The 14,533-nt window shown below is 72.7% G+C and carries 17 protein-coding genes; 11 read left to right on the forward strand and 6 right to left on the reverse strand.

Annotated elements, in window-relative coordinates:
• The first annotated feature begins 137 nt into the window (after positions 1–137).
• The 4 genes from ACGFK0_RS08480 to ACGFK0_RS08495 all read left to right on the forward strand — a co-directional run bounded on the left by ACGFK0_RS08480 (position 138) and on the right by ACGFK0_RS08495 (position 4,861).
• Positions 138–1,742 (forward strand): alpha/beta hydrolase, encoded by a 1,605-nt coding sequence (locus ACGFK0_RS08480; protein ID WP_392901859.1) that lies wholly within the window; start codon positions 138–140, stop codon positions 1,740–1,742.
• Positions 1,743–1,879: 137 nt separating this feature from the next.
• Positions 1,880–2,722, forward strand: a complete 843-nt coding sequence (locus ACGFK0_RS08485; RefSeq protein WP_392902847.1) for a GNAT family N-acetyltransferase — start codon at positions 1,880–1,882, stop codon at positions 2,720–2,722.
• Between the two features lie 90 nt (positions 2,723–2,812).
• Entirely contained in the window at positions 2,813–3,793 is a 981-nt protein-coding gene (locus ACGFK0_RS08490) for a hypothetical protein (protein WP_392901861.1), read from the forward strand.
• A gap of 159 nt (positions 3,794–3,952) precedes the next feature.
• Positions 3,953–4,861, forward strand: coding sequence for a hypothetical protein (locus ACGFK0_RS08495; RefSeq protein ID WP_392901863.1), 909 nt, complete (start codon positions 3,953–3,955; stop codon positions 4,859–4,861).
• Here ACGFK0_RS08495 and ACGFK0_RS08500 read toward each other — a convergent pair.
• Complete coding sequence (locus tag ACGFK0_RS08500) at positions 4,858–5,259, reverse strand: DUF3037 domain-containing protein (RefSeq protein WP_392901865.1); 402 nt, start codon at positions 5,257–5,259, stop codon at positions 4,858–4,860. The genes ACGFK0_RS08495 and ACGFK0_RS08500 overlap by 4 nt on opposite strands.
• The gene (locus ACGFK0_RS08505) at positions 5,256–6,083 is read right to left on the reverse strand and encodes a HipA family kinase (RefSeq protein WP_392901867.1); all 828 of its coding nucleotides are present in this window, start codon (positions 6,081–6,083) and stop codon (positions 5,256–5,258) included. The genes ACGFK0_RS08500 and ACGFK0_RS08505 overlap by 4 nt, the downstream gene beginning before the upstream one ends.
• 99 nt (positions 6,084–6,182) lie before the next feature.
• Between ACGFK0_RS08505 and ACGFK0_RS08510 the strand changes: the two genes are divergently transcribed.
• Together ACGFK0_RS08510 and ACGFK0_RS08515 are read left to right on the forward strand one after the other, a co-directional pair.
• Positions 6,183–6,866, forward strand: coding sequence for a cyclase family protein (locus ACGFK0_RS08510; protein ID WP_392901869.1), 684 nt, complete (start codon positions 6,183–6,185; stop codon positions 6,864–6,866).
• Positions 6,863–7,702 (forward strand): LLM class F420-dependent oxidoreductase, encoded by an 840-nt coding sequence (locus ACGFK0_RS08515; RefSeq protein WP_392901871.1) that lies wholly within the window; start codon positions 6,863–6,865, stop codon positions 7,700–7,702. The genes ACGFK0_RS08510 and ACGFK0_RS08515 overlap by 4 nt, the downstream gene beginning before the upstream one ends.
• A 1-nt stretch (position 7,703) precedes the next feature.
• On the opposite strand, the gene ACGFK0_RS08520 is transcribed toward ACGFK0_RS08515, so the two are convergent.
• On the reverse strand, positions 7,704–8,297 hold the full coding sequence (locus tag ACGFK0_RS08520; RefSeq protein ID WP_392901874.1) for a DUF4870 domain-containing protein: 594 nt from the start codon (positions 8,295–8,297) through the stop codon (positions 7,704–7,706).
• A gap of 85 nt (positions 8,298–8,382) precedes the next feature.
• Here ACGFK0_RS08520 and ACGFK0_RS08525 point away from each other — a divergent pair, with 85 nt between their 5' ends.
• Positions 8,383–9,315: a hypothetical protein gene (locus ACGFK0_RS08525; protein WP_392901876.1), complete on the forward strand. Its 933-nt coding sequence runs from the start codon at positions 8,383–8,385 to the stop codon at positions 9,313–9,315.
• A gap of 105 nt (positions 9,316–9,420) precedes the next feature.
• Positions 9,421–10,053 carry a PaaI family thioesterase gene (locus ACGFK0_RS08530; protein WP_392901878.1) on the forward strand — a complete coding sequence of 211 codons (633 nt, stop codon included), beginning with the start codon at positions 9,421–9,423 and terminating at the stop codon, positions 10,051–10,053.
• 49 nt (positions 10,054–10,102) lie between these two features.
• Here the strand turns inward: ACGFK0_RS08530 and ACGFK0_RS08535 are convergent, their stop codons facing one another.
• Positions 10,103–10,606 (reverse strand): hypothetical protein, encoded by a 504-nt coding sequence (locus ACGFK0_RS08535; protein WP_392901880.1) that lies wholly within the window; start codon positions 10,604–10,606, stop codon positions 10,103–10,105.
• A 39-nt stretch (positions 10,607–10,645) separates the two neighbouring features.
• Between ACGFK0_RS08535 and ACGFK0_RS08540 the strand changes: the two genes are divergently transcribed.
• From ACGFK0_RS08540 to ACGFK0_RS08550, 3 genes are all read left to right on the forward strand, one after another.
• Positions 10,646–11,332 carry a response regulator transcription factor gene (locus ACGFK0_RS08540; RefSeq protein ID WP_392901882.1) on the forward strand — a complete coding sequence of 229 codons (687 nt, stop codon included), beginning with the start codon at positions 10,646–10,648 and terminating at the stop codon, positions 11,330–11,332.
• Positions 11,329–12,672 (forward strand): sensor histidine kinase, encoded by a 1,344-nt coding sequence (locus ACGFK0_RS08545; protein ID WP_392901884.1) that lies wholly within the window; start codon positions 11,329–11,331, stop codon positions 12,670–12,672. The genes ACGFK0_RS08540 and ACGFK0_RS08545 overlap by 4 nt, the downstream gene beginning before the upstream one ends.
• A 147-nt stretch (positions 12,673–12,819) precedes the next feature.
• Positions 12,820–12,993 carry a hypothetical protein gene (locus ACGFK0_RS08550; RefSeq protein WP_392901886.1) on the forward strand — a complete coding sequence of 58 codons (174 nt, stop codon included), beginning with the start codon at positions 12,820–12,822 and terminating at the stop codon, positions 12,991–12,993.
• Positions 12,994–13,104: 111 nt separating this feature from the next.
• On the opposite strand, the gene ACGFK0_RS08555 is transcribed toward ACGFK0_RS08550, so the two are convergent.
• Together ACGFK0_RS08555 and ACGFK0_RS08560 are read right to left on the reverse strand one after the other, a co-directional pair.
• On the reverse strand, positions 13,105–13,560 hold the full coding sequence (locus ACGFK0_RS08555) for an SH3 domain-containing protein (protein WP_392901888.1): 456 nt from the start codon (positions 13,558–13,560) through the stop codon (positions 13,105–13,107).
• 409 nt (positions 13,561–13,969) lie between these two features.
• Positions 13,970–14,530, reverse strand: a complete 561-nt coding sequence (locus tag ACGFK0_RS08560; protein ID WP_392901890.1) for a TetR/AcrR family transcriptional regulator — start codon at positions 14,528–14,530, stop codon at positions 13,970–13,972.
• Between the last annotated feature and the right edge of the window lie 3 nt (positions 14,531–14,533).

Here is a 14,533-nt window from a genome sequence, read left to right on the forward strand (position 1 = left end):
GCTCCGCACCTCGGGGCGGGCGGGCACGCCACGCGTCGCTTCGCGGCGCCGTTAGGGCAGGACGGGTCCGCATTCGGGCGGGAATCGCGCGATCCGGGGTGCGCGGGTTCACGGCCTCCCTCCGGTAGAAATCCTCCGTGCTGAACGACACTGGAAAGAGGGCCGCCGCAGGGACGGCCGCCGCCGCGGTCACCCTCGCGACGGCCGGAGCCGCCGTGCTGGCGGCGCCCGCCGCCGCGGCGGGACGTCCCGGATCCGAGCCCGCCCCGAGGCCCGCCGGTCTCGCCTGGAAGCCCTGCCCTGACCAGGACCCGGTGGCGGGCACCCGCCTCCGGGGCCTTCAGTGCGCGTCCATCCGGGTCCCGCTCGACCACTCCCGCCCGGACGGCAGGCAGGTCACGCTCGCACTGTCCCGTGCCCGGCACACCGCGCCCGAGTCGCAGGGCGTGGTGCTGCTGAACCGGGGCGGGCCCGGCGCGCACGGACGCGACCTCCCCGGCGTCTTCAAGGACGCGCTGCCCGAGAAGGTCGCCGCGTCCTACGACTGGATCGGTTTCGACCCGCGTGGCGTCGGCGCAAGCGAACCCGCGCTGATCTGCGACCCGAGCTACCAGAACCCAGGCCGCGCACGCCCGGACACCATTCCCTCGAACGCCGGGCAAGAGCGTGCCTGGAAGGCCAAGGCCAAGGCGTACGCCGACGACTGCGCCGAGAAGTACCGTGCGATCCTTCCGCACATGGGCACGGCCGACTGGGCCCGCGACATGGACGAGATCCGCAAGGCCCTCGGCCAGAAGAAGCTCAGCTACTTCGGCTACTCGTACGGCAGCTACCTCGGCGCGGTGTACGCGACGATGTTCCCCGGGCGGGTGCGGCGGATGGTGCTCGACAGCGTCGTCCGCCCGAGCGGCGTCTGGTACGAGAACAACCTCGACCAGAACGTCGCGTTCGAGAAGCGCATCCGCGTGTACTTCGCGTGGATCGCCCGCCACCACGAGAGCTACGGGCTCGGGACGACCGAGCGGGAGGTCGCCGGCTCCTACGCCAAGGCGCGGGCCGCGCTCAAGGCCGAGCCCATCGACGGGAAGATCGGCCCGGCCGAACTGGACGACGTCTTCCTCGCCGACGGCTACGCGAGCCAGAGCTGGGCCGCGCACGCGAAGGCGCTGTCCGCCTACGTCGCCCGGCACGACCCCGGCCCGCTGCGCAAGGCGTGGCGGCCGCCCGGGCGGCCCGAGCAGAACAACTACGCCGTCTACACCGCCGTGCAGTGCCGGGACGCGGCCTGGCCGCGCGACTGGGGCCGCTGGCACGCCGACAGCGAGCGCCTCTACCGGCAGGGCTACCGCTTCGAGACCTGGGGCAACACCTGGTACAACGCCCCTTGCGCGTTCTGGGCGGTGCCCGGCGGGCCGCGTCCCGAGGTGAAGGGCACGTCCGCGCTCCCGCCGATCCTCCTCGTCCAGGCCACCGAGGACGCCGCCACCCCCTACGCGGGCGCGCTGGAGACGCACCGCAGGTTCCCCACGTCCCGGCTGCTCGTGCAGGCCGGCGGCGGTGATCACGGCGTCTCGCTGTCCGGGGACAAGTGCGTCGACGCCGCCGTGGCCGCCTACCTCGGCGGCGGCGAACTGCCGGCGCGCCGGCCGGGCCCGGACGCGAGCTGCAAGGCCGGATCCGCGCCCGAGCCCGCCGCGGCCGGGGGGCCCGCCGGCCCGGAGCGCGCGACCCGGCACCGCTGAAACCGCCCCGGACCCGGCGAATCACCGAGCCCGCGGAGGTGGGGGGACCCTGGACGACATAGGCTTGTCCATGTGGTGCAGTCAATGGTGAGGGCCGAACGGGGGCCGTTCCCGTCCCGGGACCGGTAACCGTGCGCATGCTCGGCTCGATGCCGGTGCGCGTGCTGGACGACCGGCACCGGGCGGAGGCCCTCGCGATCCTGGACGCCGATCCGGTGTCCAACGTGTTCGTCAGTTCCCGCGTGCACGCCGCGGGGCTCGACCCGCGCCGTCTCGGTGCCCAGATGTGGGGCTATCTGCGCGACGGCCGGCTCACCTCGCTGTGCTACTCCGGCGCCAACCTCATCCCGGTCGCGGCGGATGCGGAGGCCGTCCGCGCGTTCGCCGAACGGGCCAGGGCCCAGGGGCGGCGCTGCTCGTCCATCGTCGGGCCCGTCGGCGCCGTCGGCGAACTGTGGGAGATCCTCGCGCCGTACTGGGGGCCGCCCCGGGCCGTCCGCCCGGAACAGCCGGTGATGGCCACCTCCGCCGTCCCGGACGTGCCCGCCGACCCCGGTGTGCGGCGGGTCCGGATGGAGGAATTCGACATCGTGTACCCCGCCTGTGTGGCGATGTTCACCGAGGAGGTCGGGGTCTCACCCAACAGCGGCGACGGGGGAGTGCTCTACCGTGCCCGCGTCGCCGAGTTGATCCGCGACGGCCGCGCGTTCGCCCGCATCGAGGACGGCCGCGTCATGTTCAAGGCCGAGATCGGCGCCGTGACCCCGCGTGCCTGCCAGGTGCAGGGCGTGTGGGTGCCGCCCGATCTGCGGGGTGAGGGCCGGTCGGTGGCCGGGATGTCCGCGGTGGTGCGGGAGGCGGTGCACGGCATCGCGCCGACGGTGTCGCTGTACGTCAACGACTACAACACGCGGGCGCGCGCCGCGTACCGGCGTGTCGGTTTCACCGAGCGCGGATCCTTCATGTCGATCCTGTTCTGAGGCCGTCCATCGGTTACGCGCGGCTTGTCCATGCGCGACTGGTACTTCCCGATACATGAATTGATCTTCCCGGACGGGTACCATCCGGCCGTGGAGTTCGCCGGGGCACTACGGCAGGCCATCCAGGCCAGCGGGCTGACCCTGGAACGGATCCGGCACCGCCTCGGCCGGCGCGGCCTGACCGTCAGCGTGGCGACCCTCAGCTACTGGCAGCGCGGACGCAGCCGCCCGCGCTCGCGGAGCGTGGTCGTCGCGCTGGAGGAGGTCCTCCGGGTGCCGCCGGGGACCCTCACCGAACTGCTGGACGACTCCGCGCCCACGGCGCCCGCCGTCCGCGGCGGCCTGGGGGCCGGCCCGTCCGGCGCCGACGGACGCGGCCGCCCGGTGCGGGAGCTGTGGCCCGACCCGGACCGCTATGCGGGCCTCGTCGGGCAGCTCGACCGGTCCGGGGACCACCGGCTCGAACGGCTCAGCATCCACGACGTCTACCGGCTGGACGAGGCGCGCCGCTCCTGGACTCTGTCGGTCCGCACCGTCCTGCGTGCGGCGGGCGACGACATCGATCGGGTCGTGTGCGTCCACCAGACAGGCGGCGTCCAGGCCGGCGGCGTCCGGCAGCCCGGCAACGGCGGCACCGTTCCGCCGGACGCCGTCTCCGGAATCGTCGCCGACGTCCCGGACGGCGACGGCAAGGCCGATCTCGCGCGGGTGCGGTACTGCCGACCCGGGCGGATCCGCGCCGAGGGCGGGCTGATGGCCTTCGAGCTCGTCTTCGACCGCGTCCTGTCGGCGGGCGACACCGCGGTCGTCGAGTACGAGCTCGGACCCGTCGGGAAACCCCTGTACGACAGCTACGACCGGCGCTTCTCCCACCCCGTCCACGACTATGTCGCGATCATCCAGTTCGCGGGCGACCGGCTCCCCGCGCGCTGCTACGGCTACACCGCCGAGAGCTCCCTGGCGCCGCGGCAGCGCCTCGGTGAGCTGTGGATCGGCACGTCCGGGAGCGCGAACATCGCGGTCGGGGCCGTGCGGCGCGGCATCGTCGGCATCGAGTGGGAGTGGCACTGACGGGGGCGGCCGGGGCGGCACCGCCGCCGGGTCCTGTGGTTGTGGGAATTTGCCGGTTGGAATCGGGCCCCCGGGGCCTTACAGTGAGCGCTGAAGTCGCAAGCGCAGTAGTCAAGGCCGTCATGCGGGGGCCGGCCGGAGCAGATCCGGAGGCCAGCGGTGCAGAGTGTCGCAGAAGACGATCTCCTACAGGTGCTGCAGTACGGTCCCTTCAACGTCGCCCTGCACGCGGCCATCCAGGCCCGCGGCCTCAGCCTCGATTCGCTGCGGCGCCGCCTGGAGGAGCAGGGCATCGCCGTCAGCCTGTCCACGCTGAGCTACTGGCAGCGCGGCCGGACACGGCCCGAACGCGCCGATTCGATGCGCGCCGTCCGCGGCCTCGAGGTCATCCTCGAACTGCCGCGCCATTCGCTGCTGACGCTGCTGAAGCCGACCACCGAACGCTCCGCGGGGCCGTGGCTGCCGGTGGAGGAGCTGTGCCCCGAGCCGGGCGTCCGCGACCTGCTCGACGAGATCGGCGACCGCGGTGAGCGGCAGCTCACCGGCCTCAGCCTGCACGACCAGCACACCATCGGGCGGCGCCGGGAACTGCGGGAGGTCCGGTCCCGGGCGGTGTTCCAGGCGCAGCAGCGCGGCGTCGACCGCTGGATCGCCGTCTACCACCATCCGCAGGGCGTCCTGCCGTCGTCGCGCACCGCGCGCGGCTGCCGGTTCGGGCGCGTCCGGATGGACGAGGCGAGCGGCCTCATCGCCGCCGAGCTGCTGTTCGACCGCGCGCTCGGCCGCGGCGAGACGTACCTGCTGGAGTACGGCTTCGGGTTCGACGAGACGGGCCCGCCGGTGACCGAGGAGGGACGCGGGTTCCGGACCCCGCAGCACGAGTTCCTCATCGAGGTCCGGTTCCACCCGGCCACCCTGCCCGCCCGCTGCTACCGGACCTGGCGGCCCGACGGCCACACCGCCCTCAAGGACTCCGCCGACCTGCGGATGTCCAGCTACCACAGCGTCCACTTCATCGAGTTCGGCATGGCCGCCGGCTACCACGGCATCCGCTGGGAGTGGGATTAGCGGACCAGGAGCTCCAGGAGCCGGTCGAGTTCGGCGGCGGGGTCGCCGGTGAGGCCGGCGTGCACCGGGCCGGACTGGACGATCGTGCTGCGCGGCGCGGTCAGCCACCGGAACCGCGTGCCCGGGGTCTCCCGCGCCGCCTGCCCGGCGCGCTCGCCGCCGCAGCAGACGGCGTCCACGCCCTTGAGCGCCGCCCGCACGCCCTCCAGGTCGAGTGACGGGTCCAGGGCCAGGAGGCGCCGCTCGTCCAGATGCGTGCGGCATCCGAGGTAGTCGAGCGCCCGGCAGTACACCACCACGCCCACGTTCATGACCTCGCCCCTCTCGACGCGGGGGACGACGCGCAGCGCCGCGTACTCGAACACCGCGGGCTCCGCCGCCGTCCTGATGTTCGTCATGGGGCGCCGCCGAGCCAGTCGGGACGGTTCGCGCCGCGCTTGGACGCCGTGTCGGGCCGGCGGCCGCCGACGGAGGTGTCGGGCAGCCATTCCCGCGGCTTGCCGGCGCGCGGCAGCAGGATGTCGACGTAGGCGTCCCGCAGGGCCTGCGGGCCGTCGAACCCGGGCTCGCCCTCCAGCCAGCGGTCGGGCACGAGGCCGGCCACCTCGCGCAGCAGGTCCTCGGTGATCTTCGGGGCGAGTTCCGCCTCGGCGTCGTCCAGCATCGTGGCGTACGGCGTCAGCACATGGTCGTCCACGTCGTACGGCCCGGAGAACAGCCTCGCCGCGTTCGTCCACGCGTGGTGGAAGATGAGGCTCGCGCCGTGGTCGATGAGCCACAGGTCGCCGTGCCAGACCAGCATGTTCGGGTTGCGCCAGCTCCGGTCGACGTTGCCGATGAACGCGTCGAACCACAGCACGCGGGACGCGAACCCCGGGTCGGGGCTCCAGCCCAGCGGGTCGAACCCGAGCGACCCGGGCAGGAAGTCGACGCCGAGGTTCGAGCCGGGGCTGGCCTTCAGCAGGTCCTGCACGTCGGGGTCGGGCTCGTGCCGTCCGATGGCAGGGTCGAGGTCGATGAGCACCTGCTCGGGGACCCGGAAGCCGAGGCGGCGCCCGAGCTCACCCGCGATCACCTCGGCGATCAGCGCTTTGCGTCCCTGCCCGGCGCCATGGAACTTCATGACATAGGTTCCGAGATCGTCGGCCTCGACGATGCCCGGCAGCGACCCGCCCTCACGCAGCGGCGTCACGTATCGGATGGCTGTCACATGTGGCAACACGTCGCAACGCTACCGGGTGCGGGTACACCCGGGATAATCAATGTGCCGAGCGGAGCTCGTCGTTCGAATGGTGGCGGGTGGGGGCTGGAGGATGGTGCCATGGGTGTTGAGCTGCTCGACCTGTCGGTGCCGATCGTCACGGGCATGCCCGTCTACCCGGGCGATCCGGAGGTGGAGGCCGTCCCCGCGCTGACGGTCGCCGAAGCCGGTGTGAACGTCCTCCGCCTGCACATGGGCTCGCAGTCGGGTACGCACGTGGACGCGCCGTTCCACATCGACGACGCCCTGCCGCGCCTCGACGAGCTTCCCCTGACCCGGTTCACCGGCCCGGCCGTCGTCATGGACGCCCGCGGCCTGCCGCCCCGGACGTCCATCGGCCCGGATCTCCTGCCGGCCGGTCTCGGGCCCGGCGTCGTCCTGCTCGTCGCCACCGGCTGGTCCCGGCACTGGGGGACCGGCACCTATCCGGCCCATCCGTACATCGCTCCCGGGACCGCGGAGGCGGTCGTCGCCGCCGGCGTCCGGACGGTGGCCATCGACGCCCTCAGCGTCGACCGCACCCCGCCTCCGGGCTCGGACGAGTTCTCCCTCGCGGTCCACCGTGTCCTCTGCGAGGCCGGTGCGGTGATCGCGGAGAACCTCACCGGGCTCGTCCGCGTCGTCGAGGCGCAGCGGGCGGGCTGCGCGATCGACGTGTCGCTCTTCCCCATCGCGCTGTCCGGCGCGGACGGCGCCCCCGTCCGCGCCGTCGCCCGCGTGGACGACCGGGCCGTCCTCGTATGAGCGGCACGGGCATGCGGCTGGGCATCACGATGTTCGCGACCGACCTGACGATGGAACCGCACGAGCTGGCGAGGGAGGCCGAGGACCGCGGATTCTCGTCCCTTTACGTCCCCGAGCACACCCACATACCGGTGTCGCGCGAGACGGCGCCCCCGACGGGTGACGCGGCGCTTCCCGCCGAGTACGCGCGCACGCTCGACCCGCTCGTCTCCCTGGCCGCGGCCGCCGCGGTGACCGAGCGGATCACGCTCGGGACCGGCATCCTGCTGCCCGCGCAGCGCGACCCGATCGTCACCGCCAAGGCCGTCGCGACGCTGGACCGGCTCGCGCGGGGACGGTTCGCGCTCGGCATCGGCTACGGCTGGAACGCGGAGGAGGGCGCCGCCCACGGCGTGCCCTGGAAACGGAGGCGCGCGATGGTCCGCGAGCACGTCCTGGCCATGCGGGCCCTGTGGACGGAGGAGCAGGCGTCCTTCAACGGCGAGTTCGTCGGTTTCGACGCGAGCTGGTCGTGGCCCAAGCCGTCCGGGCGGGTGCCCGTGCTGCTCGGCGGCGCGCCCGGTCCCACGCTGTTCGCGCACATCGCCGAGTACGGCGACGGGTGGCTGCCGATCGGCGGCGCGGGCATCCGCGAGGCGCAGCCCGGGCTGCGGCGCGCCTGCGAGGAGGCGGGACGGCCCATGGTGCCCATCGTGCCGTTCGGGACGCTGCCCACCCCCGGGAAACTCGCCTTCTACGCCTCACTCGGCATCGAGGAGGTCGTGCTGCGCGTGCCCGCAGGCGGCCGCGACGCCGTCCTGCCGCTCCTGGACGAGTACGAGCGCTCCTACCTGTGAGTCACTTGATCATCCGGAAGCAGAAGAAGGTCGGGAAACGGTAGTACTGCCCCTTGCCCGACTTCACCGCGCCCAGGATGAGGAACACCCACCCGCCGATCAGGAGCTCCAGATACGGGACGATGAGCCCGATGAGGAAGACCGGCGTGTCGAAGATGATGGCCGGCGGAACGCAGACGGCCAGCACCGCGAGGAAATGGATCAGCAGGGTGAGCGAGTTGTTCATCGACTGCGCCGCGTGGAACCGGGTGAACGGCGAGGTGTTCTTCTTCACGAGGTAGATGATCAGCGCGGGCAGGAAGCCGATCAGGAGGTTCCCGACGTAGGCGAAGACGGCCCAGGTGGTCTCCTCGCCCGGGTGATTCTGCGGCCCGTATCCCCAGCGCGGATCGTAGGGGCCTCCGGGAGGCGGACCATAGGGCGGCTGGCCGTAAGGCGGCTCACCGTAAGGCGGCTGACCGTAGGGACCCTGACCATAGGGACCCTGACCATAGGCGCCTTGCCCGTAGGGACCCTGACCATGGGGGCCTTGCCCGTAGGGGCCGGAGTACGGCGGCGGCTGATCGTGCGGCGGTGGTGGGGGCTGGTCCGTCAATGGCCTTTCCTTCGGTCTGCTAAAGGTTCTGCAGGAATCTATCCGACTGCCGGCCGCCGCCGCAGGTGCGCTACCGTCACCGGCCATGAAGGGTGACAGGGCTCCCGGCGACGCGGACGGCGACGACAGAAGACCGCGGAACCCGTATCCCCTGCCGGGGCAGAAGTGGGTCCCGCCCGGCGACGACCCGCCGTCCGCTCCGCCTCCGGCGCCCCCGATCCCCGGCGTCCCGCCGTCCAAGGGCGGCCCGCCCGCGTTTCCGGTCGGCGGCCGCTCGGTGCGGTCGGGGCAGCGTCAGCTCTGGCTGGTCTTCCTCGGCCCGTTCGTCGTCGCGATGCTCGTCATCTCCACCTGGGCGGGATTCCAGGTCTCCAGCCTCGGCCAGGACACCGGCGAGGACCCGGGCGTGTCGGCCCTCCCGTCCGACTCGCCGGAGCCGGAACCCGTCAGCACCGTCCCCCCGAAGGTGAAGGGCTGGAAGGCCGTCAGCAGCGCCAAGTACGGGATGACCTATGACGTCCCGTCCTCATGGCGCATCCTGCCCTCGACGACCCTCATCGGGTGGGAAGGGGTCAGGGAGGGCGAGCGGTCGATGATGAGCTCCGCCGCGGTGTTCCGCGAGGACTCGTGCAAGGACGGCGAGGACGAGTACACCCGCGCGCACACGGGCTTCAACCAGTACATCGAGGGCGGGCTCACCGAGGTCGCCGAGCACGCCGCGAACAAGTGGGCGACGAACGCCTACACCGTCGAGGGCGACCCGGCGCCGTCGATCACCGTGAGCGCGCCGAAGACCGTGAAGGCCGGCCGGGAGAAGGCCGTGCACGTCCGCGCCGACATCGTCGTCCGGAGCACCGGGCGGTGCGATGCGCCGACGGCGGTCGTGCACACGGTCGCCGTCCCGGGCGTCGGGCCCGGGAAGACGACGGTCTTCGTCCTGATGTCCGACCAGGGGATCCCGGACGCGGCGCCGAAGGCGGAGATCAAGAAGATCCTCGGCAGTCTCCGGCACGGCTGACGCGGGGGCGGACGGCGGCGGACGGCGGCGGCGCGGACCCTGCCGTCCGCCCCGCGCGGGCCCGCATCCTAGAATCGCGTTCGAGTTTGCACACGGGAGGGCCGCATGAGCGCGATGCCGATGGAACGGCAGGAACTGGGGGACGACGAGGTGACGGCGCGGGCCGCCCTCGCCGCCCGGGTTCGTGAGCTGGCCGAGGCGGCCGTGCTCACCGGAGCCGGCGCAGCGGAGGCCGCCGCGGTGGCCGACGAGATCGAGGCGCTGACCGCCCGGCTCGCGGTGGGGCGCAGGGGCGCGCCGCCGTACGTCACGTCCAGCGAAGGCATCATGGAGCGGCACACGGCCAACCCCGTCAACGGGACCCTCAACCCCTTCGCGCCACCGGTCGACCTGAAGGTCACCCCGGACGGCACCGTCCGCGCCGAGTTCACCCTCAGCCCCCTGTACGAGGGGCCGCCGTCGTACGTGCACGGCGGCGTCTCCGCGATGGTGCTCGACCAGGCACTCGGCATGGCCGCGGCCGCCTCCGGAACGCCCGGCATGACCGCGACGCTGGAGCTGCGCTACCGGCGCCCCACCCCGCTCGGCGTCCCGCTCGTCGTCGAGGCGCGGTTCAGCCGTGTGGAGGGACGGAAGGTCCACGCGTCCGGGAGCATCACGGGACCGGACGGCCGCGTCACGGTGGAGGCCACCGCGATGTTCATCATGCCCACGCGCTTCGTCACGTCGCAGCACTGACCTCGGCCCGGCCGCGTAACACCCGCCGGCGGCGGGGCCGCGGCGCGCGTCAGTACTCGTAGACCTTGACCGCCGGGTCGGTGTCGTGCCAGGTGGCGATGACCGACGAGGTGTGCTTGTCGTTGAGGAAGTCGACGCGGAGCCATCCGTCGGCCTGCGTCACGCGCGTCTCGTAGCCCGGGTTGGGCGTCGCCGACACCAGCCGCACGCGGTGCTTCTCGACGGACATGGCGGCGCGTCCGCCGCGCGTGGCGTAGCTGCGGACGTTGTCGGGCGGCTTCGGGGCGGGGTCGTCCTCCTCGTGGCCGCCCGGCGGCGCCTTCGGGGACTTGGACGGCTTCGGCACCCTGTCCTCGGCGGCCGGCTGGCCGGGCCGCGAGGTCGGCGGGCCGATGGTCGTCGGGACCGGCGGGCTGGAGTGGATGATCGGGCCCGCGATCGGCGGCGGCGCCGACCTCTCCGACACCGCGCCGCGGACGACGCCGCGTACTCCCAGCCAGGAGAGCGCCACCGCGAGCGCGGTCACCCCGGCCCACGGGGCAACATACGACATCGCGCGACGCATGGGCACATGGTGGCATACGGTTCCGCCATGGCGAGTGTTCTGGTGGTCGAGGATGATGCGAATGTCCGGACCGCCTTGATCAGGGAACTGAGTGCCCGGTCACATGTGGTACGTAGCGTCGGGACCGCGATGGACGCGCTGCGCGAGGTCACACAGGCGCCTCCCGACGTCGTCGTCCTCGACCTCGGGCTGCCCGACCTCGACGGCGCCGAGGTGCTGAAGATGCTCCGCGGCATCTCCGACGTCCCCGTCATCATCGCGACGGCACGCGACGACGAGCCCGAGATCGTCCGGCTGCTGAACGCCGGCGCCGACGACTACCTCATCAAACCGTTCTCCATCGAACACCTCAGCGCCAGGCTGGCGGCGGTGCTGCGCAGGTCCGCGCGGTCCGGGCCGACCGCCGAGCTCAGCGTCGGCGGCCTGCACATCGACCTGGACCGGCGGGAGGCCCTGCTGGACGGCGAGAACCTCGAACTGACCCGCCGCGAATTCGACCTGCTGGCGTACCTGGCCGCCCGCCCCGGACGGGTCGTGGCGCGGCGCGAACTGCTCGCCGAGGTGTGGCGGCAGGCCTACGGCGACGACCAGACCATCGACGTCCATCTGTCCTGGCTCCGCCGGAAGCTCGGCGAGACCGCCGCCGCCCCCCGCTACCTGCACACGGTGCGCGGTGTCGGGGTCCGGCTGGCCGAGCCCGATCCGCGGTCATGAGGAAGACGCTCGTCCTGGTGTCCCTCGCGGTCACCTCGATGGTCGCGCTGGCGTTCCTGATCCCGCTCGCGCTGACCGTCCGGGAGATCGCCCGGGACCGCGCCCTCACCACCGCCGAACGGCAGGCCAGCGCCCTCGGCCCCGTCCTCGTCGTCACCGAGGACCCCGCCGCCCTCGAACGCGCCGTCGCCAGCACGCAGGCCGGCGCCGCGGGCCGGATGACCGTGCACATGCCCGACGGCGGGCTGGTCCCGAGGAACGGGCACGGCGAGTTCAGCGCCCGCCCCGAGCAGCTCACCGAGGCCGGGCGGCGCGGACGCGCCTACACCGCCCGCGTGAACGGCGGATACGCGCTGCTGCAGCCGGTGTCGCTGGACGCGGGCCGCACCGCCGTCGTCGAGGTCTTCCTGCCCGACGAGGACCTGTCGCGCGGCGTGTGGCAGGCGTGGCTCGTCATGACGACCGTCGCCGCCGCGCTCGTCGCCGGGTCCGTCGCCGTCGCCGACCGGCTCGGCAACCGCATGATCCGCTCCACCCGCCGGCTCGCCGAGGCCGCCGGCGCGTTCGGCGAGGGGCAGATGTCGATCCGCATCGAGCCGGACGGCCCGCCCGAGCTGATCGAGGCCGGGCTGGCGTTCAACGCGATGGCCGACCACGTCGTCCAGCTCCTGTCCGCCGAGCGGGAGATGGCCGCCGACCTGTCGCACCGGCTGCGCACGCCGCTCGCCGCGCTCCGCCTCAACGCCGAGGCCCTCGGGGACGGGCCCGTCGCCGACCAGACCCGCGAGGCCGTCGACCGCATCGAGCGCGAGGTCGACCAGATCATCCGCACCGTCCGGCGGCCCACCGGCCGGGGCAGCTGCGACGCCGGCAAGGTGCTGCGCGACCGGGTCTCGTTCTGGTCCGTCCTCGCCGAGGACGAGGGGCGCTCCTGCGAGCTGATCGGCGCCGACGGGCCCGCGCCCCTGCCGCTGCCCGGAACCGAACTCGCCGCCGCCGTCGACGCGCTGCTCGGCAACATCTTCCGGCACACGTCCGAGGGCACCGGCTTCGCCGTCACCCTCCACCAGGGCCAGGGCGTCACCGGCATCCTCGTCGCCGACGGGGGCCCCGGCATCGCCGACCCGGACGCCGCGCTGGAGCGGGGCAGCAGCAGCGGCGGATCCACCGGCCTCGGCCTCGACATCGCCCGCCGCGCCGCCGAGTCCACGGGCGGCTACCTGCGCATCCACCGCAGCGTCCTCGGCGGCGCCCAGGTGCAGATGTGGTTCCGGACCAAGTGGCTGCCGCCCGCCCGGCGCTCCCGCCGCCTCGTCCGCCGCCGCCACTCCCGCACCTAGCGGCCGCGCCACTCCCGCGGCTTCGCCGCGGCCCGCCCGGCCCGCCGCAGTCGCGTCTCCGGCTTCTTCGCGCCGATGGCATAGCCGGAACTTAAATCCGCCTTAACGGCGGAGAAGACGTCCCGGCGCGCTCCTAGCCTGACGGGCATGAAGAGCCCCCGCTCCCCGTACGAGCCCCGCCGCTCCCAGTACGTGGCCGCCGGCCTCATCGGCGTCGTCGGCCTCGTCGTCGCCGCCCTCATCGCCGTCTTCGCCATCCGCGCGAGCGGCAACGTCCCGACGGCGCCCAGCTCGTACATCATCGGCGTCCGGGGCGCGTGAGGCGGCGGAGGGCGGCGTCGTGACCGCCTCGTCGACCCGGACGATTCCGGCCGGATGAACGGCGGGACCGGTGCCCATCACGTCGATGGACACCGGTCCCTGGCCCAGGCGTCAGCAGTCGAAGTACTTCACGTACCACTTGCCGTTGCCGTGACCGATCTTGTAGTCGGCGATCCAGCGGTGAGGCTTCATCCTCACCCACAGATATCCGTCCCGGCGCTCAATGGTGTCCCAGTCGGTCCTGACCCGGGTCCCGTACTCCAGGGCGGTTACCTTGTGGTACCCGAGGCCCGGCCCCGTCCGGACGTTCAGTCCGTTCTCGGGGAGGACCTTCCCGTGGCACCAGCGGCTGCGCGCCCGGTCCTGGCCGAGCCGCTCCATCGCCTCGGCGGCGCCCTTGGGCCCCACCATGATCGCGCCCGGCCCGCGCCCCTCCTCCTGCGGAGCTTGGACGTTCTCCGGGTTCGGCGGCGGCTGTTCGGCGGCGGCCAACGCACCCCCGCTCAGCGTGCCTCCCGCGAGGACGGCGGCGGCCAGGCCGGCGCCGAGCTTTACCCCTACATGCATCTGCTTCCTCCAGGTCGGTCCGACGTGCATCCTCTGACTACCCAGAGTCAGATAATGTTGACGCAACGTAACGAAGACTCTTTTTGGTCTTCCGGACACCCGGCCCCGGCTTGGGCCACTGGGACACCACCCGTCTACCGACCAAGCCTTGCGCCCCTCCCCGAACGCCCCTGACCGCCCCCGAATAAGGCTTGCTCAGCGGTTCCCTAAGTGAGGCTTAAAGGCGTTCTCTTGGGGGGCGGGGCGGCTTAGCGTTACGGGTGTCAGATCGAAGAGACGGCGGAGGTGCACAGGCGGAGAGCAGAGCGAACGTCGGCTGAGGTTCCGACTGAGGTTCCTGATTGAGACAGGTTTCTGGCCCGCACGGCCCCGTAACCCCGCTCTGGGGCCGTGCGGGCCAGAAGCCTTTTCAGGACCGGGGGAGGGCGCCCAGGAGAAGGAGGCGGAAGGCTTCGGCGGTGCCGGTGGCGGCGGTGTCGCCGGTGGCGAGGCGGCGGACGGCCAGGCCGTAGAGCATGGCGACGATCGCGGGGGCGTGGCCTTCGGCGTCGGGGATGCCGAGGGCGGTGAGGATGGCGGTGGCCAGGCGGTCGTAGGCCTCCACGGAACGCGCCGAGGTCTCGCGGAGGGCGGGGTCGCGGGCGGCGTGCAGGTGGAGTTCCAGGTTCGCTATCTGCTCGGGGCCGTACGCGAAGCCGACGACGGCCTTTTCGACCTCGTCCGCCGCGTCCACGGGGGCCATTCCGGATTCGGTGAGAGTGGTCACGTAGGCGGTTATGCGGGCTATCTCGTCGTCCACGAATGTGTGCAGCGCCTCGCGGAGCAGGTCCTCCTGGCTGGGGAAATGGTAGGTGAGGGAGCCGAGGGAGACGCCGGCCGCGCGGGCGACGGCCCGGTTGGTCACGGCGCCGATGCCCTGCTCGCCGATGAGGCGCAGGGTGGCTCGGAGGATCTGGTCGCGGGCGCTCATTGA

Source organism: Spirillospora sp. NPDC048823 (assembly GCF_043198445.1).
Taxonomy (GTDB): domain Bacteria; phylum Actinomycetota; class Actinomycetes; order Streptosporangiales; family Streptosporangiaceae; genus Spirillospora.